The organism is Paenibacillus sp. YN15, from assembly GCF_003285005.1.
GTDB lineage: Bacteria > Bacillota > Bacilli > Paenibacillales > NBRC-103111 > Paenibacillus_AR.
Map to the genome: position 1 here is coordinate 144311 of NZ_QMFA01000006.1, position 25861 is coordinate 170171.

The 25861-nt window shown below is 55.0% G+C and carries 23 protein-coding genes; 21 read left to right on the forward strand and 2 right to left on the reverse strand.

The annotated features are described in order from the left end of the window. Window positions 1–28: 28 nt before the first annotated feature. The 9 genes from rnpM to pnp all read left to right on the forward strand — a co-directional run bounded on the left by rnpM (window position 29) and on the right by pnp (window position 10040). Complete coding sequence (rnpM, locus tag DQG13_RS07565) at window positions 29–340, forward strand: RNase P modulator RnpM (RefSeq protein ID WP_113019145.1); 312 nt, start codon at window positions 29–31, stop codon at window positions 338–340. After that, window positions 333–653 (forward strand): L7Ae/L30e/S12e/Gadd45 family ribosomal protein, encoded by a 321-nt coding sequence (locus DQG13_RS07570; protein ID WP_113019241.1) that lies wholly within the window; start codon window positions 333–335, stop codon window positions 651–653. The genes rnpM and DQG13_RS07570 overlap by 8 nt, the downstream gene beginning before the upstream one ends. After that, the gene (gene infB / locus DQG13_RS07575) at window positions 650–3811 is read left to right on the forward strand and encodes a translation initiation factor IF-2 (protein ID WP_113019146.1); all 3162 of its coding nucleotides are present in this window, start codon (window positions 650–652) and stop codon (window positions 3809–3811) included. Before DQG13_RS07570 ends, infB begins: the two co-directional genes overlap by 4 nt. Window positions 3812–3818: 7 nt before the next feature. Continuing rightward, the gene (gene rbfA, locus DQG13_RS07580; protein ID WP_113019147.1) at window positions 3819–4172 is read left to right on the forward strand and encodes a 30S ribosome-binding factor RbfA; all 354 of its coding nucleotides are present in this window, start codon (window positions 3819–3821) and stop codon (window positions 4170–4172) included. Further along, on the forward strand, window positions 4169–5185 hold the full coding sequence (locus tag DQG13_RS07585) for a DHH family phosphoesterase (protein ID WP_113019148.1): 1017 nt from the start codon (window positions 4169–4171) through the stop codon (window positions 5183–5185). Before rbfA ends, DQG13_RS07585 begins: the two co-directional genes overlap by 4 nt. Continuing rightward, window positions 5182–6129: a tRNA pseudouridine(55) synthase TruB gene (gene truB / locus DQG13_RS07590; protein WP_113019149.1), complete on the forward strand. Its 948-nt coding sequence runs from the start codon at window positions 5182–5184 to the stop codon at window positions 6127–6129. The genes DQG13_RS07585 and truB overlap by 4 nt, the downstream gene beginning before the upstream one ends. Before the next feature lie 27 nt (window positions 6130–6156). Continuing rightward, a complete protein-coding gene (locus DQG13_RS07595) occupies window positions 6157–7098 on the forward strand; it encodes a bifunctional riboflavin kinase/FAD synthetase (RefSeq protein WP_258525522.1) in 942 nt (313 codons plus the stop codon). Between the two features lie 155 nt (window positions 7099–7253). Continuing rightward, the gene (rpsO, locus tag DQG13_RS07600; RefSeq protein WP_113019150.1) at window positions 7254–7523 is read left to right on the forward strand and encodes a 30S ribosomal protein S15; all 270 of its coding nucleotides are present in this window, start codon (window positions 7254–7256) and stop codon (window positions 7521–7523) included. A gap of 435 nt (window positions 7524–7958) precedes the next feature. Further along, entirely contained in the window at window positions 7959–10040 is a 2082-nt protein-coding gene (pnp, locus tag DQG13_RS07605) for a polyribonucleotide nucleotidyltransferase (protein ID WP_113019151.1), read from the forward strand. Window positions 10041–10191: 151 nt separating this feature from the next. On the opposite strand, the gene DQG13_RS07610 is transcribed toward pnp, so the two are convergent. After that, window positions 10192–10968 (reverse strand): ABC transporter permease, encoded by a 777-nt coding sequence (locus tag DQG13_RS07610; RefSeq protein ID WP_113019152.1) that lies wholly within the window; start codon window positions 10966–10968, stop codon window positions 10192–10194. Beyond that, window positions 10952–11716: an ABC transporter ATP-binding protein gene (locus tag DQG13_RS07615; protein WP_113019153.1), complete on the reverse strand. Its 765-nt coding sequence runs from the start codon at window positions 11714–11716 to the stop codon at window positions 10952–10954. The genes DQG13_RS07610 and DQG13_RS07615 overlap by 17 nt, the downstream gene beginning before the upstream one ends. A gap of 240 nt (window positions 11717–11956) precedes the next feature. On the opposite strand from DQG13_RS07615, the gene DQG13_RS07620 reads away from it, so the two are divergent. The 12 genes from DQG13_RS07620 to DQG13_RS07675 all read left to right on the forward strand — a co-directional run bounded on the left by DQG13_RS07620 (window position 11957) and on the right by DQG13_RS07675 (window position 25784). Next, a complete protein-coding gene (locus DQG13_RS07620; protein WP_113019154.1) occupies window positions 11957–12703 on the forward strand; it encodes a polysaccharide deacetylase family protein in 747 nt (248 codons plus the stop codon). Between the two features lie 12 nt (window positions 12704–12715). Further along, a complete protein-coding gene (locus DQG13_RS07625; RefSeq protein WP_258525523.1) occupies window positions 12716–13711 on the forward strand; it encodes an ABC transporter substrate-binding protein in 996 nt (331 codons plus the stop codon). 97 nt (window positions 13712–13808) lie between these two features. Next, window positions 13809–14780 (forward strand): helix-turn-helix transcriptional regulator, encoded by a 972-nt coding sequence (locus DQG13_RS07630; RefSeq protein WP_113019156.1) that lies wholly within the window; start codon window positions 13809–13811, stop codon window positions 14778–14780. A gap of 65 nt (window positions 14781–14845) precedes the next feature. Beyond that, window positions 14846–15799, forward strand: coding sequence for a MerR family transcriptional regulator (locus DQG13_RS07635; protein ID WP_113019157.1), 954 nt, complete (start codon window positions 14846–14848; stop codon window positions 15797–15799). A gap of 484 nt (window positions 15800–16283) precedes the next feature. Continuing rightward, window positions 16284–17369 (forward strand): polysaccharide deacetylase family protein, encoded by a 1086-nt coding sequence (locus DQG13_RS07640; protein WP_113019158.1) that lies wholly within the window; start codon window positions 16284–16286, stop codon window positions 17367–17369. A gap of 91 nt (window positions 17370–17460) precedes the next feature. Then, entirely contained in the window at window positions 17461–18741 is a 1281-nt protein-coding gene (locus DQG13_RS07645) for a M16 family metallopeptidase (RefSeq protein WP_113019159.1), read from the forward strand. After that, a complete protein-coding gene (dut, locus tag DQG13_RS07650) occupies window positions 18671–19150 on the forward strand; it encodes a dUTP diphosphatase (protein WP_181592632.1) in 480 nt (159 codons plus the stop codon). The genes DQG13_RS07645 and dut overlap by 71 nt, the downstream gene beginning before the upstream one ends. A gap of 343 nt (window positions 19151–19493) precedes the next feature. After that, complete coding sequence (dpsA, locus tag DQG13_RS07655; RefSeq protein WP_113019161.1) at window positions 19494–20393, forward strand: dipicolinate synthase subunit DpsA; 900 nt, start codon at window positions 19494–19496, stop codon at window positions 20391–20393. Further along, window positions 20390–20986, forward strand: coding sequence for a dipicolinate synthase subunit B (locus DQG13_RS07660; protein WP_113019162.1), 597 nt, complete (start codon window positions 20390–20392; stop codon window positions 20984–20986). Before dpsA ends, DQG13_RS07660 begins: the two co-directional genes overlap by 4 nt. 21 nt (window positions 20987–21007) lie before the next feature. Beyond that, a complete protein-coding gene (dapG, locus tag DQG13_RS07665; protein ID WP_113019163.1) occupies window positions 21008–22222 on the forward strand; it encodes an aspartate kinase in 1215 nt (404 codons plus the stop codon). Window positions 22223–22322: 100 nt separating this feature from the next. After that, a complete protein-coding gene (gene dapA / locus DQG13_RS07670) occupies window positions 22323–23213 on the forward strand; it encodes a 4-hydroxy-tetrahydrodipicolinate synthase (protein ID WP_113019164.1) in 891 nt (296 codons plus the stop codon). A 321-nt stretch (window positions 23214–23534) separates the two neighbouring features. Further along, window positions 23535–25784: a helix-turn-helix domain-containing protein gene (locus tag DQG13_RS07675; RefSeq protein WP_113019165.1), complete on the forward strand. Its 2250-nt coding sequence runs from the start codon at window positions 23535–23537 to the stop codon at window positions 25782–25784. The last annotated feature ends 77 nt before the right edge of the window (window positions 25785–25861 follow it).

Consider the following 25861-nt stretch of genomic DNA (forward strand, 5'->3'; position numbering starts at 1 on the left):
AATCTTGCGGCAAACGGGTGGTGGAACAGTGAAACCTAGAAAAATTCCTCTCCGGAAGTGCGTAGCCTGCCAGGAGATGAAGGCCAAGAAGGAACTGATTCGCGTCGTCCGCACCCCGGACGAGCAAATTCTCATAGATTTAACCGGTAAAAAGTCCGGCCGGGGCGCATACTTATGCGGCAAGGCTTCCTGCTTCAAGCTGGCGAAGAAAAGCAAAGCGCTGGACAGAGCCCTGAAGCAGGCGGTGAGCCCGGATATTTATGACCAGTTGGAGCAGGATTTCATTCGGGTGGAGGATGAATTCCACGCCCTGAAGGAATTGGAGTCTGATGATGAATAAATCATTGTCTACATTGGGGCTTGCCATGCGGGCCGGACGGGTGCTGGCAGGCGATGATACGGTGTTGAAGGCGGTGCGCTCAGGCGAAGCCAAGCTGGTGATTCTGGCTGTGGATGCCGCCGCCAATGCGCAGAAAAAGTATAGGGATAAATGCTCACATTACCAAATTCCGCTAGTGGAGTATGGCACCCGTCTTGAGCTTGGGGCGGCGGTGGGCAAGGTAAACCGGGTGGTCCTGGCCGTGACGGATGACGGATTCGCCGGCAGAATCGCCCAGGGCTTGGCAAAACCTGCGGAGGTGGAAGAACATTGACAAAACAGGACAAACAGGATAACAAAGACAAGCTGAGAGTCTACGAATACGCCAAAACCTTAAATATGAGCAGCAAGGAGATTATTACTATTTTAAAAAGACAGGGAATTACCGTAAACAATCACATGAGTGTGCTGGAGCCCAACATGGTTGGCTCTGTGGAACAATTTTTTCGTGACGTTAAAGCCAATGCGGCCGCCAAGCGTGTAGCGGAGAGCTCCGGCAACGTAGCCGCCTCCACGCCGCCTGCGTCGGAGAAGAAGCAGGCTTCCATGGTGCAGGCGCAGCCTGCCAAGACAGAAGCGCCTGCGGCAAACGCAGAAGCGGCCGCCAAGCCGCAGCAGTCCGTGGAGAGTGCTGCACCCGCGCCGCGGGCGCCGGAAGCGTCTGCTGCACCGGCAGAGCGCCGCGAAGGCCAAGGCAGCGGCGGCCAAGGCGGCTATCAGCGCCGCGAAGGTCAAGGCAGCGGCGGTCAAGGCGGCTATCAGCGCCGCGAAGGCCAAGGCAGTGGCGGCCAAGGCGGCTACCAGCGCCGCGAGGGTCAAGGCAGCGGCGGTCAAGGCGGGTACCAACGCCGCGAGGGTCAAGGCAGCGGCAGCCAAGGCGGCTACCAGCGCCGTGAAGGCCAAGGCAGCGGCGGCCAAGGCGGCCAGGGCGGCTACCAACGCCGCGAAGGCCAAGGCAGCGGCGGTCAGGGAGGCCAAGGCGGCTACCAGCGCCGCGAAGGCCAAGGCAGCGGCGGTCAGGGAGGCCAAGGCGGCTACCAGCGCCGTGAGGGCCAAGGCGGCGGCGGTCAAGGGGGCCAAGGCGGCTACCAGCGCCGTGACGGTCAAGGCAGCGGCAGTCAAGGCGGCCAAGGCGGCTACCAACGCCGTGAAGGTCAAGGCGGTCAAGGAGGCCAAGGCGGTTACCAGCGCCGTGAAGGTCAAGGTGGTCAGGGAGGCCAAGGCGGTTACCAGCGCCGCGACGGTCAAAGCGGCGGCCAAGGCGGCTATCAGCGCCAAGGCAGTCAAGGGGGCCAAGGAGGCCAAGGCGGCTTCCAGCGCCGGGATGACCGCGGACCCGGACTGGGCGCCATGGCATCGGCTCTGCAGTCCGCAGGCGCGCCTGTCAGCAGCTCGCCCACACGCAGAAACAACGACCGGGATAAGAACCGCGGCGAACATGGCCGCAACGACTATCAAGCCAGGAAGCCCGTACAGGATAAGCCGATCCGCGTACCTACCAATGTATCGGCGGATGACGATATTGTGCTGGATCTTCCCGCAGCAGGCGCAGCCAAGGTAGGCGGCGGCAAACGCAGCAGCAAACCGGCTCCCAAACGTTCCGACGACCGGGGCGGCAACCGATTCGGCAGAGGCCGGAACCAGCAGCAAACTCCTGTCAGGAAAGAAAAGATCGACAATACCCCCAAGAAGGTTATTGTCCGCGGCACCATGACAGTGGGCGAATTCGCCAAGCTGCTGCATAAGGATGTATCCGAGCTGATCAAAAAGCTTCTGTTCCTGGGCGTGATGGCCACCATCAACCAGGAGCTGGATTTGGATACCATCCAGCTTCTCGCCAACGATTACGGCGTAGAAGTGGAACTGAAGATTCCCGTTGATGAAACCAATATCGAGGCTACGGAAGAGAATGACGATCCCGCCGATCTTCTGGAGCGTCCTCCGGTTGTCACCATCATGGGTCATGTCGACCACGGTAAAACCACCCTGCTGGATGCGATTCGCCATACCAATGTGTCGGAAGGCGAAGCAGGCGGCATTACCCAGCATATCGGCGCTTACCAAGTGGAAATCAACGGCCGCAAGATTACCTTCCTGGATACCCCGGGCCACGAAGCCTTTACCTCCATGCGTGCCCGCGGCGCACAGGTGACGGATATCACCATTCTGGTTGTGGCTGCCGACGACGGCGTTATGCCTCAAACCAAGGAAGCCATTGCCCATGCCAAGGCGGCCAAGGTGCCGATTATCGTGGCTGTCAACAAGATCGATAAGCCCGATTCCAACCCGGACCGCATCAAGCAAGAGCTGATGGAGTTCGAATTGGTGGCTGAGGAGTGGGGCGGCGACACCATTTTCGCCAATATTTCCGCCAAGCAGCGCATGGGTCTGGAAAACCTGCTGGAAATGATCCTTCTGGTGGCGGATGTTCAAGAGCTTAAGGCCAACCCCAACAAACGGGCCAGAGGTACGGTTATCGAAGCCGAGCTGGATAAGGGCAAGGGTCCGGTTGCACGGGTGCTCGTGCAGAACGGTACCCTCAAGGTGGGCGATTCCTTTATCGCCGGCAATACCTTCGGCCGTGTTCGGGCCATGGTCAATGACAAGGGCAAGCGCCTGAAGGAAGCCGGACCGTCCACGCCGGTGGAAATTACCGGGCTTACGGAAGTGCCGCAAGCCGGCGACATGTTCCTTGCCTTCGAAGACGAGCGCAAGGCGCGGGAAATTGCTGACAAGCGGACTATCCAGCAGCGTCAGGCCGATATGGGGGCCAATACCCGGGTTACCCTGGACGATCTGTTCAAGCAGATCAAGGAAGGGGAAATCAAGGATCTCAACGTGATCATCAAGGGCGACGTGCAAGGCTCCGTGGAAGCTCTCCGCGGCTCCCTGGAAAAAATCGAAGTGGAAGGCGCGCGGGTTAAGATTCTGCATGCCGGCGTAGGTGCCATCACCGAGTCCGACATCATTCTGGCCTCTGCCTCCAATGCGATTATTATCGGCTTCAACGTCCGCCCGGAGCCGGCTGCATTGGCTACCGCCGAGCAGGAGAAGGTGGATATCCGCCTGCACCGCGTCATTTACAAGGTGATCGAAGAGATCGAATCCGCCATGAAGGGCCTTCTGGACCCGGTGTTCAAGGAAAGTGTCATCGGCCAGGCGGAGGTCCGCAATACCTTCAAGATTTCCAAGGTGGGCACCATCGCCGGCTGTATGGTTATCAGCGGCAAGATTACCCGCTCCGCCGAGGCCCGTATCATCCGCCAAGGCATCGTGGTGTACGAAGGCAAGATCGATTCCCTCAAGCGCTTCAAGGATGACGCCAAGGAAGTGGCGCAGGGTTATGAATGCGGCATTACCCTTGACCGGTTTAACGACTTGAAGGAAGGGGATATTATAGAAGCATTTATCATGGAGAGCGTAGAGAGGTGAGACAGCCATGGCCAAAATTCGCACCGGCCGGGTAGGGGAACAAATTAAGAAGGAGCTCAGCCTTATTTTGCAAACCGAGTTTAAGGACCCGCGGATGGGCTTCACCACCATAACCGGTGTAGAGGTTACCAATGATTTTTCCCAGGCCAAGGTATACCTGAGCGTTCTTGGCTCCGACCAGGAGCGTCAGGATACGCTGAAGGCGTTGGAGCGCGGCAAGGGCTTCATCCGCTCGGAATTGTCCAAACGGGTAAGGCTTCGCATTGTTCCCGAGCTGATTTTCCTCATCGATAATTCGGTTGCTTACGGCAGCCGCATCGAGGAGCTTATTCACCGGATTCATGAGGATGGCGAATCATGAGCGCACCCCATTCGTCTTCGCTTGCTGACGCGTACCGGAAGCAGCTGGATGAAGCCAAGGCGTTTATTCAGGCGCATGACCGCTTTTTGGTGGTGTCTCACGTGAATCCGGACGGGGACGCCATCGGCTCCACCTTGGCTGTAGGGCAGATGCTTCAATTTCTGGGTAAATCTTTTGTGCTGGTAAACGAAGGGGAAGTCCCCTTCAAGTTTGCCATGCTGCCCCGGTCAGACGAGATTCTGAACTATTCCCGGCAGGGAAGCGGCTCGCCGCCCCCGGCTTTCGACTGCGTCATTGCGGTGGATTGCGCCGATTACCAGCGGATCGGATTGGTGAAGGAATGGTTTCATGCCGCTGCGCCGATTCTCAATATTGATCACCACCCCACCAATGACGGCTTTGGCCGGGTCAACCTGATCCGCGCCGATGCCGCCGCTACGGCGGAGGTGCTTTACGATTTGGCGACGCTTCTTTCCATCCGTTGGACCAAACCTTTGGCGGACTGCATTTACACCGGGCTTTTGACGGATACGGGCGGCTTTCGTTACTCCAACACAACCCCCCGTGTGCTGCAGATTGCTTCGGAAATGCTGGAATACGGCGTGGACGGCAATGATCTGGCGGACCAGCTGCTGGAGAAGCTGACCTTATCCCATGTGATGGTGCTGCAAAAGGCGTTGGCCGCCCTTGACTTTTCGGAGGACAAGCGGATTGCCTGGGTGAGTGTTATGCTGCAGGATGTGGCGGATTCCCACGCGCAGAATGCCGACTTGGAGGGGCTTGTGAATTATCCCCGCAATATTGAAGGCGTTGAGGTAGGGCTATTGTTCAAGCAGATTGACGAAGAAAAGTGGAAGGTCAGCTTCCGCTCCGCCGGGCTGGCGGATGTGGCCGCGGTTGCCCAGCATTTTGGCGGCGGGGGGCATATCCGGGCGGCAGGCTGCACCGTAAAGGGGACGCTTGGCCAGGTGGTGGAGCAGGTGCTTCAGGAAGTCAAAAGGGGGCTGCCATGAGTTTGGAAGGCGTTTTGCCCATCTGGAAGCCTGTTCAGTTTACTTCCCATGATGTGGTGGCCAAGGCCCGGGGCATTCTTAAAATGAAGCGGATTGGACATACGGGCACCTTGGACCCCATGGTAACCGGTGTCCTTCCCTTATGCCTGGGCAGGGCGACCCGTCTGGTGGAATATATTCAGGAAATGCCCAAGGAATATGAGGCCAGGCTGGTGATCGGGCTGGCCACGGATACGGAGGATCTGACCGGCAGCGTGATTGAGCGCGCCGACGAGGTTACGGTCAGCGAGCAGCAGATCCATGAGGTGATGAAGCAGTTCACCGGCGTGATCCAGCAGATTCCTCCCATGTATTCGGCAGTGAAGGTGGATGGAAAAAGGCTGTATGAGCTTGCCCGCGGCGGTGAGGTAGTGGAGCGCCAGCCTCGGCAGGTGTCCATCCACAGCATACATATCCTATCGGTGAAGCTGGATGTGCCGTCGCCGGAGATTGTGTTCCGGGTCCGCTGCTCCAAGGGAACCTACATCCGCACCTTGTGCTCCGATATCGGACGGGCCCTCGGCTATCCGGCTGTAATGGCCGAGCTGGTCAGAACGGGAACCGGCGGGATGACCCGAACGCAATGCGCAACGCTGGAGGAGCTGGCGGAGGCGAAGCGTCAGGGGGACGGGGCATTGGCCCAATGGATTATTCCTGCGGACCAGGCCATCTCTTTTTTTCCTGCCGTGGAGGTAGGGACGGAGGAAGCGGTACATGCCCGCCAAGGCAAAAAAATCCGATTGGCTGTTGGAGCCGCGGCTGCTCAGCCGGCCTTGGAGCTGCCTGAAGAGATGCGTGTGCTGAAGCGGGTGTACGGGCCCGGAGCGGATTTTCTCGGCCTGTTCAGGCTGGAGGAAGACGGCCGGACGCTGGCGGCAGAGAAGGTGTTTTTGCCGGAGGTTTGATCGGTTTCTATAGGTAGGTGGAGAGAGTTGGAGATATTTCGTATACAGGCAACACCGGATGCGATTGCTTCCGTTATTGAATCCGGTCCGTCCCAGGTGATGGCCATCGGGGATTTTGACGGCGTTCACGCCGGGCACCACAAGGTTCTCCGGGCTGCTGTGGAGGAAGCCGAACGCAAGGCTTTGACGCCAGCGGTGATGACCTTTCACCCCCATCCCCGGGAGGTGCTGGGCCATCCCCAATACCGGGATTCGCTGACGCCGATTCAGGATAAGCTGCAGCTGTTTGAAGCCCTTGGTTTGCAGCGGGTGTATCTGGTGGGATTTGATGAGACTTTTGCCCAGCTGCCGCCGGAGCAGTTTGTGGAGGATATTCTGGTTGCCGGCAAGCTGGCAGCTGTTGTGGTCGGGTTTGACTTTACCTTCGGCCATAAGGGGGCAGGCACTCCGCAGCGTCTCATGGAGCTGGCCCGGGGCCGGTTTGGTGTGGAAGTGGTCAGCCCTTACCATCTTAATGGGGAAAAAGTCAGCAGCACGCTGATCCGGGAATGTCTGGCCAACGGCCAGGTGGAAAAGGCGGCGCGGCTTCTGGAGCGCCCATATTCCATAACGGGCAAGGTGGTCACCGGCGAGGGCAGAGGCAGCACCATCGGCATGCCTACTGCCAATGTGGAAACGGCGGCCGGGTATGTTATCCCCGGGAGGGGCGTGTATGCGGTGCAATTCCTGCATGACGGTCAGTGGCACCGCGGAGTGATGAACATCGGCTGGAAGCCTACCTTTGCCAAGGCAGAGGGGGCGATGACCCTGGAAACCCATTTATTCGATTTCAATCAGAATATATACGGCGCGGAAGTAACCATCCGGTTTATCGGCTTTATCCGGCATGAGCGGAAGTTCGGCTCGGCGGAGGAACTGGTGGCCCAGATAACCCGGGATATGATTTTGGCAAAAGAAATGCTAAGCTGACATTTACTTGACGCAGGGCTTGTGCTATACTGTTTCATGTCGCCTGAAAACGAAGCTTTCCGGCGGCATTCAAGAACCTTGGCTTGGTCTCCCGCTGCTCCGGCGGTTACTGGGCTAACGGGGATGCAATTTACTATAATAAGGAGGTGAACAGGATGGCATTGACTCAAGAACGCAAGAATCAACTGATTCTGGACCATAAGACTCATGAATCCGATACCGGATCTCCCGAGGTTCAGATTGCTATCCTTACGGAAAACATCACGAACCTGACTAACCACTTGCGCGTGCACAAGAAGGATCATCACTCCCGCCGCGGCCTTTTGAAGATGGTCGGTCACCGCCGTAGTCTTTTGGCATACTTGAAGAACAAGGATGTTAGACGCTACAGCGCTCTTATCGAGAAACTGGGTCTTCGTAGATAAGGTTAGAGGCCTATGACGCCAGTCATACGCTGTTAGCTTAAACTGCGGGTGCCGCAGCGTCCGTCTAACGGTCCCAAGGCTGCGGTGCAGATCATGGGAAAGCAACCAATGATTGCCGTGCTGTTACCGACGCATGGATCAGAATTGGTTGCTTTTTCTGTATTTTCACCAGATTAGGCATGAAAAAGAAGGAAATACTAAACAACATGTTGAATTTATCAGACATTGCCGTCCGTTTTAGTCCTAACGCTCTTCATACGGGGGCTCTCCCAAAAGTACCCGGACTTCGCTATGGAGCATCTTGTCACTTTTGGGGGATGGTGTTTATGGGACAGGCAGGGCGTTACATACCGTGGAAACAGACAGCTTAAGATGCCTGAAGGCAAGCGAATGATGCCAGCTTTCACTGGCGCAAAATTGATCAGGAGGCAAGGTATGGAGCAGATGAAATTGGAAATCGGCGGCCGCACGCTTGTTCTGGAAACCGGCAAGCTGGCCAAGCAAGCCAACGGAGCCGTTATGGCCCGTTATGGAGATACCGCCGTATTATGTACGGTTACTGCATCGAAGGACCCGAAGGACCTGGATTTCTTTCCGCTGACCGTAAACTATGAAGAACGTTTGTATGCAGTCGGCAAGATTCCCGGTGGTTATATCAAGCGCGAAGGACGTCCGTCCCAGAAGGCGATTCTCTCCAGCCGGTTGACGGATCGTCCCATTCGTCCGCTTTTCCCGGAAGGCTTCCGCAATGATGTGCAAATCGTGAACCTGGTTATGAGTGTGGATCAGGATAATTCTCCTGAAATCACCGCCATGATCGGCACCTCCTGTTCCTTGGCCATCTCCGATGTTCCCTTCAACGGACCTATCGGGGGCGTGATTGTTGCCCGGGTAAACGGCGAGTTTGTGATTAACCCGACGGTGGAGCAAGCTGCTGTCAGTGAGATGTATCTAGTTGTTTCCGGCACCAAGGACGCCATTATGATGGTGGAAGCCGAAGCCCATGAGCTCCCGGAAGATGTGATGCTGGAAGCCATCATGTTCGGTCATGAGGAAATTAAGAAGATTTGCAACGCCATCGAGGAGTTTGTCCAGCGTGTAGGCAAGCCCAAGATGGAGGTTGTGCTCCATGCTGTAGATGGAACTGTGAACAGCGATGTACGCGCCTTTGCCCAGGAGAAGCTGGTGGAAGCGGTGCGCATCGCCGAGAAGCATGCCCGTACAGAAGCCATCGAAGCGGTGAATGCGGAGACGGTGGAGCATTTCAAAGCGGTCTACGAGGAAGATTCCGCCAAGATTGCCGATGTGAAGGAAGTTCTTTATGATATCGTCAAGGAAGAAGTGCGCCGCCTGATCACCCATGACAAGGTGCGTCCCGACGGCCGGGCTTTGGACGAAATCCGTCCCATTGCCTGCGAAACCTCTCTCCTGGCCCGCACCCACGGCTCTGCCTTGTTCACCCGCGGCCAAACCCAGGCTCTGTCGATTGCCACTCTGGGCTCCATCGGCGACGAGCAGATGCTGGACGGCATCGACCTGGAAGAGCGCAAGCGGTTTATGCACCACTATAATTTCCCGCCCTTCAGCGTAGGCGAAGCCCGTCCGCTCCGTCCACCGGGACGCCGGGAAATCGGACACGGCGCCTTGGGCGAACGTGCGCTGGAGATGGTGCTGCCGGATGAGAAGGAATTCCCGTACACCATCCGCGTGGTATCCGAGGTTCTGGAATCCAACGGCTCCACCTCCCAGGCTTCCATTTGCGCCAGCACCATGGCTCTGATGGATGCAGGTGTGCCGATCAAGGCTCCTGTTGCCGGTGTGGCCATGGGTCTGATCAAGGATGGCGACCATGTTTCCATTCTGACCGATATCCAAGGGATGGAAGACCACCTGGGCGATATGGACTTCAAGGTGGCCGGTACCGCCAAGGGTGTGACCGCCATTCAGATGGACATCAAAATCGACGGCATCGACCGCAACATCCTGAAGGAAGCTCTCCAGCAGGCCTATAAGGGCCGGATGTTCATCATGGAGAAGATGCTGGCCACTATCGACAAGCCCCGTAAGGAGCTGTCGCAGTATGCGCCCAAGATCATCACCATGTCCATCCACCCGGACAAGATCCGCGAGGTTATCGGTGCCGGCGGCAAGGTGATCAACAAGATCATCGAGGAAACCGGCGTCAAAATCGATATCGAGCAGGACGGCAGCATCTTCATTGCCTCCAGCAACCAGGCCGCCAACGAGCGCGCCCGGGAGATTATCGAGAGCATCGTCCGCGAGGTTGTGGTGGGCGAAACTTACCTGGGCACCGTCAAGCGTGTGGAGAAGTTCGGCGCATTCGTTGAGGTGCTGCCGGGCAAGGAAGGTCTTGTCCATATTTCCCAGCTGTCCACCGAGCGCGTAGCCAAGGTGGAAGACGTGGTAAATATCGGCGACAAGATCACCGTGAAGGTCACCGAGATCGACAATCAAGGCCGCGTAAATCTGTCGCGGAAGGCAACTATGGTGCAGTGAGCGCTTATACAGCCCGGAGAATACGCGTAATCCGCGTCTTTCTCCGGGCTGTTCGCTTTTGGCGGGGGTTCTTCCGGTACGTGGTGCCTGTGGGGGAGCGGAGTTTGCCTTGCCGACAAGCCATTCTGTATGGAGGGGCCGACATCAATCGTCACGCCTTCTCCGCGGCCGGCTTCGTCCATGGTGCACACCATGCCTGCAGAACGTCCAGCGACTTGAACAGCAAGAGACCGACCAAGCCCATTACCACAATGCCGCAGAACATCTCTGCGTAATTCATGCGGGCCCACGCGCTCATGATAAGGTAGCCGATGCCGTAGTCAGTAGCGTAATTTTCGGCAAAAAACAGCGATGCCAGCGATATGCCGATGCTGATCCGCAAGCCGGAGAAAATATGCGGCAGGATGGCCGGCAGCACAAGATACCGCCACACCTGCCCCCGGGAAGCGCCAAAGCCATTCATGACGCGGAAATAAGGCTCGGGCACTTGCGCAACGCCGTCCCGTACAGATAACATAATCTGGAATACGATGATCCAGATGATCAGCATAATTTTCGATGTATTCCCAAGGCCAAAAAGCAGCATAAATACGGGAAGGAACGCCACCTTCGGAATGGGATATACAAAATAAACAAACGGCGACAGCAGACGCCCAAACCACTTGCCAGTTCCCAATAAAATGCCGGCCGGCACGGCAATCAGCAAAGCAATCGCAACGGCCACGAGCACGCGCGCAATGCTGGCAAGGGCGTGCAGGAGCAGCGGCTGCTTCAGCAAGTATGGGAACGACGAAAGCGGCGGCGGAATCGTATGGGTATCGAGCAGGGAGTGGAGGAGCTGCCACAAAAGCACAAAGCTGAGGAAACCGGCGAGCTGAGTCCAAATCGTCCGTTGCACCCGTTTGATCGCCTCAATCCGCCGCCGCATATTCACTCCGTTCCGCATTCATCCATTGCCGGATGCTAATGCAGGTCTCATAGAACCCCAGCTGTTCCCGGGGATTGGCGCATCCGTAAAACGGATTGCTTCTGCTCTCGATCTTTCCCTGTTCCCTTAACAGCAAAATATGTTCGCCCATCATAACCGCCTCTTCAATATCATGCGTCACCATAAGCAAAGTCGTTTGCCGCCGCTGCAGCTGCGCCAGCATCAGATCCTGCATCGCATGTTTGGTGACGGAATCAAGCGAGGAGGTGGGCTCGTCCATCAGCAGGAAATCGGGGTCGTCGACAAGCGTGCGGGCCAAGGCTGCGCGCTGCCGCTGCCCGCCGCTCAGCTCATGCGGATATTTGTCACAATGGGTGTCCAACTCCATCTCCCGCAGCAGCTGCATCACCTTGTTTCTCTGCACCTCACCAGTGTCTTGTTTCCCGCTCAGCCGAAGCGGCATATGGACAGCTTCATAAACGGTTTGCCAGGGGAAAAGACCAAGCTCCTGCATCAGAAAAGCGGTGCCCCGGCGTGGCCGCAGTACCTCCGCGCCATCCACCATAACGCTCCCTTCGGACGGTTGGATAAACCCGGCAATGACGTTTAGCAGCGTGCTTTTGCCGACTCCCGATTTCCCGATTAACGCATAGGACACTCCTTTTTTCAACTCCAGCCGCAGCCGGTGAAAAATCGTTTGGCCGCCAAGCCGTACGGTCAAATCGGCCAATTCCACAAAAGGTTGCATTCTTTGTGCGCCTCTCTTCCCGACTGTCTCGCTGCTATCCGGCGATAGACGACACAGCAGCAGACAGCGGTATTTTGTGCCAAAATCATACCACAAGCGCCGGAAACGGACAATTCATTATCACTTGCTCCGGACGAATCATACCTGCTGTTGCTGCGTCAAATGTGACATCTGTCACCAGAGCGAACCCAGCTGGCATGTTAAGCTTGGATTTATCAAGTACCGGGAGGAAATAGCACCATGACGTATTCCGTTCTGATGTACCATGAATTGCGGGAGGCGCGGGACTTTGATCCGGAGCGTCCGTCCCCCATCGATGTGAAGCAGTCATATAACGATGTGTTGCCCGCGCCGCTGTTCGTCACCGTGGAGCAATTCGCCGAACAAATGGCTTATTTGCACGAACAAAACTATTATGCGCTGTCGCTTGAGGAAATCCGGCAGCATTACGCAACCGGGAAGCCGCTTCCCGAACGTTCCGTGTTGCTGACCTTCGACGATTGCTTTCAGTCGGTTCGGACTTATGCCTTGCCCGTGCTGCGGCAGTACGGTTTGCGTGCCGTCGCGTTTGTCGTTACGGGCTGGCTGCATGATCAGGCTCGCCCCTTCGATCCGGACAAGTCGGTCTGCATGGCTTCCAGCGAGTTGGCGGATATGACCGATGTATTCGAATTTGCCAATCATACAGACTGTATGCACCGGCGTTACGGCCCGGAAGCAAGCGATTTGCTTCGGTCCGACGATGCGGCGTTGGCCGCCGATCTGGAGCAATGCAACGCTCATCCTGTCATCCAGGCGCGTGATGTCTTCGCTTACCCGTTCGGGTTGTATGATGCGCGCAATGTGGACTTGCTGCGACAAGCAGGCTTCAAGCTGGCGTTTACCACTGAGCCGGGGCGAAACGGCCTGGACAGCGATCCCTTGCAGCTTCGGCGCAATGTTGTGCCATATTTGATGGATATGGAGCGGTTCAAACATATTTTATAACAGGATGTGGGAATGATGAGGAAACTAACAGGATTTGCATTATGGACAGCCATGCTGCTGATGATAATAACGGCTTGCAGCGGGAAAGCCGCGGCGCCGGAACCGGGGACGGGAATGCCGGCGGAATCGGCGTCGGGATTGGGAGTGGGCGCCCCCTCGGGAAAAAAGTTTGTTGTTGGTATTTTGCCGGCTGAAGCGGCTATTCCGATTATTCTGGCTCAGGAGAAGGGGTTCCTGAAGGAAGAAGGGGCTGTGATCGAGATCAAGGCGTTCTCGTCGCCGGGCGACAGGAATATCGCCGTGCAGGCGAAGGGACTGGACGCCGTCATTGCGGATGTGATGACCGCGGCGGCCTTCCGGCATAACGGCATTGCAATGACCGTCACGTCCGACATTAGCGAGGATTTTAAAATCTTGTCTTCGCCTGCCTCCGGCATAACGGCCATGAACAAGCTAAACGGGAAAAAAGTGTCGCTGGTACCCAATTTTATTCTGGAATACATAATGGATCAATTCGCACAGCAGGACGGCTTCAGCTACAGCATCGTCGAGATTCCGTCGTTTGCCGGCCGTGCGGAAGCGCTGCTGTCGGATCAGATCGACGGCGTTGTATTCACCGAGCCGCAGGCTGGCATGCTGGTCAAGCAGGGCGCCCATCTGCTCGGCAGCTCCAGAGAGGCGGGCATCAAAGGCGGCACGCTTCTGTTCACGGACGAAATGATCAAGCGTTATCCCGGCGATATCGCCGCTTTCTATAAGGCCTACAACCGCGCTATCGACTATATGAACGACACCGATCCGTCCCAATATGTGGACATTCTGATCCGCTATCAGTTCCCCGAGCAAATTGGCGCTTATTTGACTGGTCTGACCAGCGGTTTCGAACATGCCGGTACCATCGAACGGGAGCGTTTCGACGATATTGTACAGTGGACGCAAACCAAAGGTTTGATTGACAAGGCGTATAGCTATGAGGAGCTGACTGATTTCTCGTTTGTTGCGCCATAAGAAATAGTTCTTCTTTTTCCGCAAGTAAAATCAAGTCACTGCAATTTCCATTACTCTATAATGATGATAGAGTGGTTGAAACGAGGTGAACGGACCTATGTACGAGTGGCACAAGCAGATCCAAATCATCGTTGATGAAATTGACGAATGTATTAAACATCATAACGGTGAAGCCATCACGCTACGGTTCCTTTCTCGCAAGTTGGGTTATTCCGAATTTCATACTACGAGAAAGTTTAAGGAAATATCCGGTATGCAGTTCAGGGAGTATCTGCGGCTTAGAAAGTTAGCCTTTGCGCTGAAGGAGGTGCGGGATAGCGAAAAAAGCATTTTGGACATCGCTTTTGATTATGGTTTTTCATCACATGAGGCCTTTACACGGGCTTTCAAGGCGACCTATGGTGTTGCTCCCGGTGATTACCGTAAACATTCGATGCCTGTGATCCTCCGTACAAAAATCAACCCTTTCGACCGCTACTTTTTTGGATTGGGAGAGATTGGTATGGTGAAATCTGCCGATGAGGTTAAGGTTTATTTTGTGACCATTCCCGCACACAAATTTTTGCACATTAAAAACTATGAGAGCAATGGGTATTGGGATTTTTGGCAAAAGCAAAGCCATATTCCGGGACAGGACTGCGAAACCATTTGCGGCTTACTCGATAGTATCAAGGGCAAATTGGATGACGATGGCGGGAGCGAATCCAACAGCGGCAGCGGTCAGATTATGGCGTACATTCATGACCCGGACGGCAGACTCTGCGATTGGGGTATTCCACGTACAGAGTGTTATGGCGTCCGTCTTCCTTTTGATTATGAGGGAGAGGTGCCTCCACAAATGCTTATGATTGATGTTCCCGAAGCCGAGTATCTTGTTTTTGAACACGGGCCATTCGATTATGAGCAGCAAAACCGCAGTGTGGAGGAAAAGATAGAAAAGGCAATGGCAACCTTTGAATTTGCAGGCACCGGTTACTGCTTTGATGCCTCCCCCGGCAGAATCATTTACATGTATCATGATCCGGAGCGGTTTTTTAAGTATATCAGACCAGTGCGGAAGCTCCCTTGACTTTGACGCTGGGGAAGGGAGTATGCTGAGGGTATGGAACTTAGGCTCAGCATAGGAGGAGAGGCATGGAAGAGCTGGTGAAGATCAGGGAAGTAGCCTTGAAGTATGATATTACGGCCCGCACGCTTCGGTATTACGAGGATATGGGGTTGATTGAAAGTGTCCGCAGCGAAGATTACGCCTACCGGATGTATGATGAGAAGGCTTTAAAAAGGCTGGAGCAGATTCTGGTGCTGCGGAAGCTGAATATTAGTGTGAAGGATATTTGCCGGATATTCAGCTCTCCCAGCACGGAGGTGGTGTTGGAGGTGCTGGAACGGAAGGTGGCGGGCATCGACGGGGAGATGGCGCTTTTGCAGGAGCTGAAGGAGATTGTGCTGGAGTTTATCCGGCTTATTGAAGCCCCCCATTTTCCTGATGCCGGGGATGTCCGTCTTCTGTTTGAAAAGGCCAAGGGGGTGGAGCGCCAGCTTGCTGCTGCTTCCGGCCGGGAGACTGGACCGGAAACGGAAGCGGTCAACCGGATGCTGGAGGTGACGGAAAAGCTGGAGAAGCTGCCCGATATCCGTGTTATCGAGATCCCTCCGGTTCTGATGGCCCGTTCAGGAGAAGCGGATTTGGACGCATTTGATCATTGGTTCAGCAGCGTGGATACCCGCCACTATCTGGCTCCCCGGGATTTTCTGTGGTTTAATGCCCGCACCAACCGGTTTGAGTGGCTGTTTGCGTTAACGCATGGCATGGAGGATACCGGCGGATTTGAGGTGTTTTCATTTCCCGGCGGCTTGTACGCTGTTGCATCTGCCATTGACGGAGACGAGATTCCCAAGGTGAATGCCATGATTCGCAAGTGGGTGGAGCAAAATGAGTATTTTGAGGTGTCGACTCCTGCCAATGATCCTCATGAGCGTTACGACATGGGGCATATATTTACGCCGAAGGTATTTAAAGAACAGACGGGATACCATTTGATGGATTTGTTTGTGCCCATTGTGCTTCGGAAGTCGTCCCGCTCCTGACCTCCAACAAACTAACCAAAACAATGATAGCGAGCATCAAATGTACGCTATTCACCCAAATCACGGTTTTTTTGCGAAATAGCATACCTAAAATGTTTGCTATTTCGCAAAAAGGCTCGTTAAACGGGGCATTTCAGCCTGTTAGCAAACATTTTATGTACGCTAAATGGGTGTTTCAGAGGCAAAGGGGCAAATAGCAAACATTTGTTGCCGCTTACACCCACCATCCTCTCCTTATTCCCACTCTCCATCCCTCTTTTACCCGCCACGACCTCCCATTCTGCAGCATCCCTCTTTTACTCGCCACGACCTTCCATCCGCTCCATCCCTCTTTTACCCGCCATAACCTCCCTTTCCGAGGCCACTCTCCCTTTACCCGGCATGAACTTCCATGCTCGCGGCTATTTTTCACATTTCCGCTTCACATAACCTTGTCCAATTAGGCATACTATGAGAAAAAGCATATGTCGAGGTGCTGGAGTAGATGAATGCCAAAGATCCGCGAATAAAGGCGCTGACGTTTTTGTCGGCTGCATTGCTGGTATGGGGAATCAGCCGCACGCCTGCGGTGGTGGAGTATATAGCTGGTGTTCAAAGCGGCGGGGGAAACCGGCTGGTTCAGACGGCGGCCGAAGGAGAGGGAGGATGGTCTCCCGCGGGGGGAGCCTCTCCATCCGCCGAGCCTCTTGCGGTGGCGGTGTGGAGCCGCGCGGCGGAGAACTCCGATCCGGAGCTGCTGAAGCGAATTCAGGATGAGGCGGAGAAAACCCGCATCCCTCCCCAGAACGCCCGGCTGGACAGGATCTGGAAAGCCATTCCCGGGCTGAACGGCCGGGAAATTGACGTGGACAAAACCTACCGGCTGGCGCTTCCCCTGCCGTCGGGCAGTCCGCTTCCTTATGTATACAAGGAGGTTGCGCCGACCGCCAATCTGGATGACCTGGGGGCGCAGCCTATTTACCGGGGCAATCCGGACAAGCCGATGGTGTCGATGATGATCAATGTGGCATGGGGGGATGAGTACCTGCCGTCCATGCTGGAAACCCTGCGCAAGGAAAATGTCCATGCCACCTTCTTTTTTGATGGCACCTGGCTTTCCAAAAATCTGGAGAAGGCCAAGGAGATCGGGGCCGAAGGACATGAATTGTCCAATCATGCCTACTCCCACAAAAATATGAGCCAGCTGTCCCGGGCCAAGGCGGAGGAGGAAATCCGCAAAACCCAGGAGCTGTTGGAGAAAATCGGGGTGAAGAATACCCTGTTTGCTCCGCCCTCGGGAGACTATGACCAGGAGACGGTGGAAATTGCATACAGCATGAAGCTGCGGACCATTCTATGGACCATCGATACGGTGGATTGGCAGAAGCCGCGGCCGGAGGATGTGGTCGCCAAGATAACGTCCAAGCTGGAGCCGGGGGCGATGATTCTCATGCATCCCACCGCTTCCGCCTCCCAGGCGCTGCCCGGCATGATCAAGGCTGCGAAGAAAAAAGGACTGGCCCTGGGCACAGTCAGCGAATTAATTTCTCCCGAACGGGTGCCTGAACTGGAAACCAGTCTGGGCAAGTGATAAACTTAAGGTTGCGCGGCACGAGGGATGACCGGCGGATGCTTGCGAAGCCAGTTTTCGCCTACGCGAAAACCCTTAAGGAGGAACACACTTGAATCATTATACATTGCCTAACGGATTGAGAGTTGTGCTGGAGCATATCCCCACTTGCCGGTCCGTTTCCTTTGGCATATGGGCCAAAACGGGCTCGCGGAACGAGGGCCGTGCCCAAAACGGGATTTCCCATTTTATCGAGCACATGCTGTTTAAAGGTACGGACCGCCATTCCGCCAAGGATATTGCGGAGATTTTCGATGGCATCGGCGGCAACATAAATGCGTTTACCACCAAGGAATATACCTGCTATTACGTAAAAGTGCTGGATGAGCATCTGCCGTTGGCCATGGAGGTCCTGGCGGATATGTTCTTCCACTCCCGGTTTGATCCGGCGGAGCTGGAGAAGGAGCGCAATGTCATCCTGGAGGAAATCTCCATGTACGAGGATACCCCGGATGATCTGGTCCATGATCTGATGGCCAAAGCCGCCTTCGGCGAACATGCCCTGGGCCAGACGATCCTGGGTCTGGAGGAGAATCTGCACCGCTTCCAATCCGAGGATCTGCGGATGTACATGCAGGAATTTTACGGCATCGGCAATATTGTGGTGAGCATGGCGGGCAATTTCAACGACGATGTGATGAAGCTGGTGGAGCAGCACTTCGGCGCTTACGCCAACTCCGGCAAGGATATTGCCCTGGAGAAGCCGGTATTCCATTCCGATTCTCTGTACCATCACAAAGCCACAGAACAAAATCATATCTGCCTGTCCCTGCCGGGCTGCTCCATGAAGGATGAACGGCAGTACGCTATGATCCTTTTGAACAACGCCATCGGCGGCGGCATGAGCTCCCGGCTGTTCCAGGAGATCCGCGAAAAAAGAGGGCTTGCCTATTCGGTTTATTCCTATCATACGGCGTACCTGGATTCGGGTCTGTTTACCATCTATACGGGCACAGCGCCCAAGCAGACGGAAGAGGTGCTGAAGGTGTCCATGGAGATTATCGGGGACATTATTCAGAACGGGATGACCGAGGCCGAGCTCCGCAAGGGCAAGGAGCAGCTGAAGGGCAGCCTGATCCTAAGCCTTGAAAGCACCAGCAGCCGGATGAACCGCCTGGGCAAAAACGAGCTGATGCTGGGCCGGCATTACAGTCTGGATGAGATTATCGAGCGGATCGAAAGGGTGCAGCTGGACCAGGTGCGGGAGCTGACCAAGGAAATTTTCAACCGTCCGTTTGCATTGGCCATGGTGGGCCAGTCGGATGAGGCCATCAAGGGATTCAGGAGGGATACCTTTGTTTCAGGTGCAACTGAAAAAACTGCCGGGCAATGAGGATGTGCTGCTCCCCCGGAGGATGTCGGAGCTGGCCAGCGGGTTTGATCTTCATGCCGCGGTAACGGAGCCGGTGATTCTGCATCCGGGAGAGCGGCGGCTCATTCCCACAGGCTTCGCCATGAGCATGGAGCGCGGCCTGGAGGCCCAGGTCCGTCCGCGCAGCGGGCTGGCGCTGAAGCACGGCATTACCTGCCTGAACTCGCCGGGCACCATCGACGCCGACTACCGGGGCGAGGTGAAGGTTTTGCTCATTAATCTGGGGCAGGAGCCGTTTACCATCACCCGCAACGAGCGGATCGCCCAGATGGTGATCCAGGTTGTGCCCGAGGTGGAGCTGGTGGAGGTGGAGGAGCTGACGGATACCCAACGGGGGGCTGGCGGCTTCGGCCATACCGGAACCAAATAAGCATACACAGCGCGGCCATTCCGCCTGTCAAGAAGCGCCGGGTCTCCCCAGGGGGATGCCGGCGTTTTTGCGTAATATATTGAGCGTAAGGATGGAACGGCATGGAGAAATGTCGCTATTGTCTGACGAACAAGGGAATTGATCACGATTGGATGGGGGTAGAGCGTTTCCCGGTGAGCTGGCCAGCAAGTAGAAGCATGAGATATCCTGATCTGAGCATTCCTTCCGGCACACCCGGGGGGAGTGCTTTTTTTGTTGGGAAACGGCCTTTTCCCGGACAGTAACCCAGCGCTTCTTTTGTGCATACCATGGGATATTGAAGGACGGAAAGGGGTGTGTATGGGTGCTCACCGAAACGCAGGTGGTATTGATCGGCGGGGATGCCCGCCAGCTGGAGGTGATCCAGAAGCTTTTGGAACTGGATGCGGGAGTACAATTGATCGGCTTCGATAATTTGCAGATGCCTATAAATGGAGCGTCACGGGCAAGGCTTACGGCAGAGGTGCTGGAAAAGGCGGATGTGCTCATTCTTCCTGCCGTGGGAACGGATGATGCGGGCAGGGTGGAATCGGTATTTGCCACCGAGGAGCTGGTGCTGACCCGGGAGCTGGTGGCGGCGCTGCCCAAACATGCAAAGATTTTCACAGGCATGGCCAAAAGCTATCTCCGGGAGCTGTGCAAGGAAGAGGGAATCCGGCTCGTCGAAATGTTTGACCGGGACGATGTGGCGATCTTCAATTCCATTCCTACCGCGGAAGGCGCCATTATGATGGCGATTCAGCATACTGATTTTACGATACACGGATCGGTTAGTATGGTGCTTGGCATCGGGCGGACGGGGCTGACTCTGGCCCGTACCCTGAAGGGATTGGGCGCCAAGGTCAAGGCCGGCGTCCGCAAGCAGGAGGATTATGCCAGAGCCTGGGAAATGGGCTTCCAGCCCTTCTATACCCGGGATCTCATCGCCCAGGTGCAGGATGTGGATTTTCTGTTCAATACTGTTCCGGCCCCTATTGTGACCGCCCAGGTAATTGCGCATATTCCGCACCGCGCTTTGATTATTGATTTGGCCTCCAAGCCGGGGGGCACGGACTTCCGGTTTGCCGAGAAGCGGGGCGTCAAGGCTATGCTGGCTCCGGGGCTTCCGGGGATTGTGGCGCCGAAAACGGCGGGGAAGATTATCGCCAAGACGGTTGCGGATATTCTGATGGAGGATATTGTGAAGGGAGGGAATGCCCCATGAGCTTTTGGAGCGGAAAAACGGTGGGTTTTGCCCTGACGGGCTCGCATTGCACCTTTGCCGAAACCATGCCCCAAATCCAGCGTTTTGTAGATGCCGGAGCCAATGTAATTCCCATTGCTTCCTACAGTGTGCTCAGCACGGACACACGGTTCGGGAAGTCGGAAGATTGGCAAAAGGGGTTGAAAGATATAACCGGGAATGATATTATTTCTACAATTGTAGATGCAGAACCGCTGGGACCTTCGAAGCTCCTGGACGTGCTGGCGATTGCTCCCTGCACCGGCAACACCACCGCCAAATTGGCCAATGCCATAACGGAAAGTCCCGTTCTGATGGCGGCCAAGGCTCAAATGCGAAACCAGCGCCCTCTGGTGCTGGCCATCTCCACCAACGACGGGCTTGGCTTGAATGCAGCCAATATTGCCAAGTTGCTGGTGGCCAAGAATGTCTATTTTGTGCCGTATGGGCAAGATGCGCCCACCGCCAAGCCCAATTCCCTTGTGGCGCGGATGGAGCTGCTGCTGGAAACCTGCGAGGCGGCGCTTCAGGGCAAGCAGCTTCAGCCGATGGTGATCGAACGGTTCAAATATTGAGGCGCTGGAGGACGAGAAGCGATGCGGATCTTAGTACAGAAGTTCGGGGGAACGTCCCTGTCTACTCCCGAAGCGCGTCAGCATGTTATCCGTCATATCCGCAAGGCATTGTCGCTGGGGTATAAGCTGGTGGTTGTGGTTTCGGCTATGGGCAGAAAAGGAGATCCATATGCCACGGATACGCTGTTGGAGCTGGTCCGCCAAAACGGGGACAGTCTTCCCGCCCGGGAGCGGGATTTGCTCTTGTGCTGCGGCGAGACCATTTCTGCCGCCACCTTATGCAGCAGCCTGAATGCGGAAGGGATTCCTTCCACTGTGCTTACGGGAGGGCAGGCCGGTATTCTGACCAGCGACAATTTCGGCAATGCGCATATTCTCACCATTCACCCTGCTCGCATTCATGATATTCTGGAGCAGGGCAAGGTTGCCATTGTCACCGGCTTTCAAGGGAAAACGGCCAATGACGATGCCACCACCCTGGGCAGAGGAGGAAGCGATACCTCGGCTACGGCGCTGGGCGTTGCGTTGAAGGCGGAAATTGTCGATATTTTTACCGATGTAGGCGGTATCCTTACCGCTGACCCCAGACTGGTGGAGAACGCCCGGCTTCTCCCGCAGGTCAGCTTCTCCGAAATTGTCAACATGGCCCACAACGGGGCCAAAGTGATCCATCCCCGGGCTGTGGAGGTGGCCATGCAGGCCAATCTCCCCATTCGCGTCCGGTCCACCTTCGCGGAGGACGAGGGCACGCTGGTAGCCAATTTCGACGCCCTGAAGCAGGAGAGAAATGAAGTGCGGGACCGCTTCGTAACCGGCATTGCCCACGTGCCCAATGTGACCCAGATTGCAGTGCCCAACCCGAATGCGGGCTTTGACATGCAGGTGAGAGTATTTAAAGCTATGGCGGAGCGGCAGATCAGTGTGGATTTCATCAATGTAAATCCGTCGGGCGTGATGTACACGGTTTTTGATCACGAAGGGGAGCGCGCAGAGGCCGCTTTGCAGGAAATGGGCTTCGAGCCCCGGCTGACTCCCGGCTGCGCCAAGGTATCCGTGATCGGCGGGGGCATTCACGGGGTTCCCGGCATTATGGCGCATATTGTGGAAGCCTTGACCGATGAAGATATCAGCATCCTGCAGTCGGCCGATTCCAACGCCACCATCTGGGTGCTGGTTCAGGGGACGGATCTGGTCAAGTCCGTCAAGGCGCTGCACCGGGCATTTTTGTCCGAGTAGGCGCTGGTGGCCGATTTGTGGATTTGTCGGAGTTACCCGAAACGCGAGAGTTGTTGCTGTCATAAGAATTTGAAATTATTGTTCAGGGAGGTTTTGGGCGGTGACCGATTTTGGCAGACTTGTTACAGCAATGGTTACCCCGTTTGACGAACGTCTAGAGGTCAATTGGGAGCAGCTGCCGGCGCTGGTGGATTATCTGATCGAGGTGCAGAAGAGTGAGACCTTGGTCGTATGCGGCACCACGGGAGAGTCTCCCACCTTGACGGATGAGGAACGCAAGCGGATGGTGGAGAGTGTGGTCCGGCTGGCCAAGGGACGCGCCAAGGTAATTGCCGGCGCCAGCAACAATGATACCCTTCACAGTGTGCAGCTGACTCTGGAGGCGGAGGCGGCAGGGGCCGACGGCGTGCTGATTGTCGCCCCTTATTATAACCGGCCGTCCCAAACCGGCATTTATGAGCATTACAAGGCGATTGCCCAGGCAACCAAGCTTCCGATCATGATGTACAATATTCCTTCCCGCTGCGGCATTGATGTGGAAGTGGATACTACCCTCCGGCTGGCCAATGAGTTCGAGAACATTGTGGCCTCCAAGGAAGCCCACGGAGACCTGGACCATATTACAGCGCTTGTGGGCAAGGCACCTTCCCATCTGAAGATTTATTGCGGGGATGATTCCCTTACGTTGCCTTATCTTTCTGTGGGGGCCTACGGGGTAGTCAGCGTAGCCAGCCATGTTATCGGCGGACAAATCCGCAGCATGGTCAACGCTTATGCGGACGGCGATCCGGTGAAGGCCAGGAAGCTGCACCATGAGCTGTTCCCGCTGTTCCGCGGCATGTTCAACTGTCCGCACCGGGTGCCCAATCCTGCGCCTGTGAAGCATGCGCTGAATTTGAAGGGCATTCAGGTAGGCGGCTTGCGTCTGCCGATGCTTCCGGTTAATGAGGCGGAAGGGCAGTTTATTGAGGAATTGCTTGCCAAGCTGTAGCCCATTATAACGAAGACGGCGGTCCTTGTGATAAGGTTACTGCCAAGGCGTATGAAAGCCCTGCTCACTCACCGGAGCGGGGCTTCTTTGCACGCCAGAAAAAAGAAAATCCCAAAAAAGAAAATGTCAAAAAATACCATTATTTAGCAATAAACATTCTTTTGTATAAGAATTGGCTTGATGAAAAGCACTGATTGCCTCCATCGTTGAGATTTAACATCCGTTTAACCTCCCTCTAACATTACAAGAATGGTTGGCCATCATAATTAATTTTAATACCTGGACTCGGAAGAACAACCAAGAGCCAAGGGAGCCTGTGAGATGAATAAACAGAGGTATTATCAGCAATTGCTAGTTTCCTACCTGCCGATTGTGTTCTGTGTGTTTACCATTCTTGTTTTGCTGACTCTTGCAGGCTCCGCATACTTGTCCCACGAAACCATGAAGAAGGAAAGTCTGGTCATGGCGAAGTTTGTCAACTCCGCAATCGACAGGGAGGTTCGCTTGAGCGAGCAGGTGGTGTTTAGCGAGCTGCTGGATAAAACTCAATTTAATCAACAGGTACAGTTAAGTCCGGCCTACGCCCCGTATTACAAAACATACGAGCTCTCGGTTATGCTAAGGGAGATCACTTTGACGTATCCGCTGATTCATTCGATGTATGTTTATCGGTTCTCGGATCAGTCTGTGCAATCCATCAATGCCATCACTTCGCTTGATCAATTCGGTGACCGGGATTTTATCAAGGAGGCTGTCCGCTTAACTGAGGCGGACCGGGCTGCCTGGAGCGGCGTAAGAAATTATAAAGAATTTGATGTTCAGACCCCGGATCAGGTCATCACCTTGACGCGTTCCATACCGATCTTTCGGGAAGCGGGCGGACTTATCGTGATGAATATCAGTGTGAGCGGTCTAACGGAGCTTGTCCGCCATCTGACCGATCCAAGCAGCACCTTTGTGGAAGTGACGGATGCGGAAGGCAAGCCCATCGTCAGATCAGGTCCCAGACATATAAATGAGACAGCCGTCGATTCTTCAAGCTTCACAGGGTATACGATTCGCCTCGGCTATTCCGAAGGCGTCCTGAACGGCATTCTGAAGACGGTTGCCATTTTGTATGCCGCTGTGGGCTTTATTGTCATTTGTCTCGGTTTGCTGTGGACGGTGTACACCACCAGAAGGAATTATAAGCCGATTCATGCGATTATGTCCAAGGTAGATCAGCTTGTATCCAATGTTAAGCTGCCCTTCGAGAAAAAACAGCGTCATGACGAGTTTGGGTTTTTGGAGCTTGTGCTGGAAAGAATGATAGAGGAGTCGACGAAATTTGAACAGCAGCATATGGAACATGCAGCAATCAAAAAGAGAATCCTGTTTGCCGAGCTAAGGGAAGGAGGTTTTTCGGGAACGGCGGCGGAGGCGAGGCAACGATTGTCGGCGCATAATTGGAGTCCTGACTTCGAAGGCTTTGTCTTGGCGGTTGTGGAAATTGACGACTACAATGTGATCAGCTCAAGGTTCAACGAGCGCGATATGTCTGCGTTGAAGTTCGCCATGTACAGCGCATTGGTAGAAATGGATCATGAAGCGGGCCGGCCGTATCCATGGGCGGAGTGGGTCTCGTCGGATCAGATTGCTTTGATGTATCCCATTCAAAGGAGCGATCCCACCCGGCAGGAGGCGATTATCTCCGCCTTGCAGCAAGCTCTGGCCTGGATCAGCGGCCATTTGCATATCAAGATCAGCATCGGTCTTGGCAGCCCGGTTTGGGAAACGAAACATATTGCTGCTTCTTACGGGGAAGCCCGTCAAATGCTGAAGTACAAGCTGTCCTTAGGGAAGAATCGGTTGATCGGGAATTGGGATATTGACGGTATGGACCGTTTCAGTTATCTGGGGATGCTCTCCGCTTCACGCGACCTTGCCGTTTCGTATCGATTGGCTGTTCCCGATTGGCAGGATCGATTGAATGAGTGGGTGGGTCAGGTGAAGACATTGCTTGTTCCCAAGGAAGATATCGACATGCTTGTTCAGGGTCTGGTCTACCACATTCGCAGGGAAATGTCCGAGATGTCCAACGAACTGCTGGAGGTATGGAACACAGAATTTGACCTGGAGCTGGAACGCGCGATGAAGGGACAGACCTCAGTGGAGGAAATCGTCTACGGGATTCGTGAGATTTTGGTGACTGCTGGCATTCGTTTGGATGCCATCCGCAACAAGAACAGACATGCCGAAGCCTTGTGCAAAGTCAGGGAATATATCGATCGGCATTATGCCGACCCGAATTTGTCACTCTCCTTTCTTAGCGGCGAGTTCGATATCAACAGCAAGACACTGAGCAGATTGTTTAAGGAGCAGTTTGGCGAGAATTTCGTGGATTATTTAATGCAAACCAGGATTGAGCATGCGAAGCGAATGCTTTTGGAAACAGAGATCCCTATTCAACAAATTTCCCAGGAAGTCGGTTATCTTAACGCTTTATCATTCACCCGAGCATTCAAGAAGATGGAGGGAATTACGCCATTAGAGCTCCGGAGGGTTTGTGAATTGGAAAGAAAGGCAACATGAGAATACTGCGTGCTTTGAGAAAATGGTAGGGATAAACGGTCAGCGGATTAGTCCGGGGTTCTGCGGAAATGCACGAA

Coding starts and splice junctions, on each gene's coding strand:
- DQG13_RS07570 (WP_113019241.1), top strand. CDS start 333: ATGAATAAATCATTGTCTACATTGGGGCTTGCCATGCGGGCCGGACGG.
- rbfA (WP_113019147.1), top strand. CDS start 3,819: ATGGCCAAAATTCGCACCGGCCGGGTAGGGGAACAAATTAAGAAGGAG.
- DQG13_RS07585 (WP_113019148.1), top strand. CDS start 4,169: ATGAGCGCACCCCATTCGTCTTCGCTTGCTGACGCGTACCGGAAGCAG.
- truB (WP_113019149.1), top strand. CDS start 5,182: ATGAGTTTGGAAGGCGTTTTGCCCATCTGGAAGCCTGTTCAGTTTACT.
- rpsO (WP_113019150.1), top strand. CDS start 7,254: ATGGCATTGACTCAAGAACGCAAGAATCAACTGATTCTGGACCATAAG.
- pnp (WP_113019151.1), top strand. CDS start 7,959: ATGGAGCAGATGAAATTGGAAATCGGCGGCCGCACGCTTGTTCTGGAA.
- DQG13_RS07610 (WP_113019152.1), bottom strand. CDS start 10,968: ATGCGGCGGCGGATTGAGGCGATCAAACGGGTGCAACGGACGATTTGG.
- DQG13_RS07615 (WP_113019153.1), bottom strand. CDS start 11,716: ATGCAACCTTTTGTGGAATTGGCCGATTTGACCGTACGGCTTGGCGGC.
- DQG13_RS07620 (WP_113019154.1), top strand. CDS start 11,957: ATGACGTATTCCGTTCTGATGTACCATGAATTGCGGGAGGCGCGGGAC.
- DQG13_RS07625 (WP_258525523.1), top strand. CDS start 12,716: ATGATGAGGAAACTAACAGGATTTGCATTATGGACAGCCATGCTGCTG.
- DQG13_RS07630 (WP_113019156.1), top strand. CDS start 13,809: ATGTACGAGTGGCACAAGCAGATCCAAATCATCGTTGATGAAATTGAC.
- DQG13_RS07635 (WP_113019157.1), top strand. CDS start 14,846: ATGGAAGAGCTGGTGAAGATCAGGGAAGTAGCCTTGAAGTATGATATT.
- DQG13_RS07640 (WP_113019158.1), top strand. CDS start 16,284: ATGAATGCCAAAGATCCGCGAATAAAGGCGCTGACGTTTTTGTCGGCT.
- dut (WP_181592632.1), top strand. CDS start 18,671: ATGAGGCCATCAAGGGATTCAGGAGGGATACCTTTGTTTCAGGTGCAA.
- DQG13_RS07660 (WP_113019162.1), top strand. CDS start 20,390: ATGAGCTTTTGGAGCGGAAAAACGGTGGGTTTTGCCCTGACGGGCTCG.
- dapG (WP_113019163.1), top strand. CDS start 21,008: ATGCGGATCTTAGTACAGAAGTTCGGGGGAACGTCCCTGTCTACTCCC.
- DQG13_RS07675 (WP_113019165.1), top strand. CDS start 23,535: ATGAATAAACAGAGGTATTATCAGCAATTGCTAGTTTCCTACCTGCCG.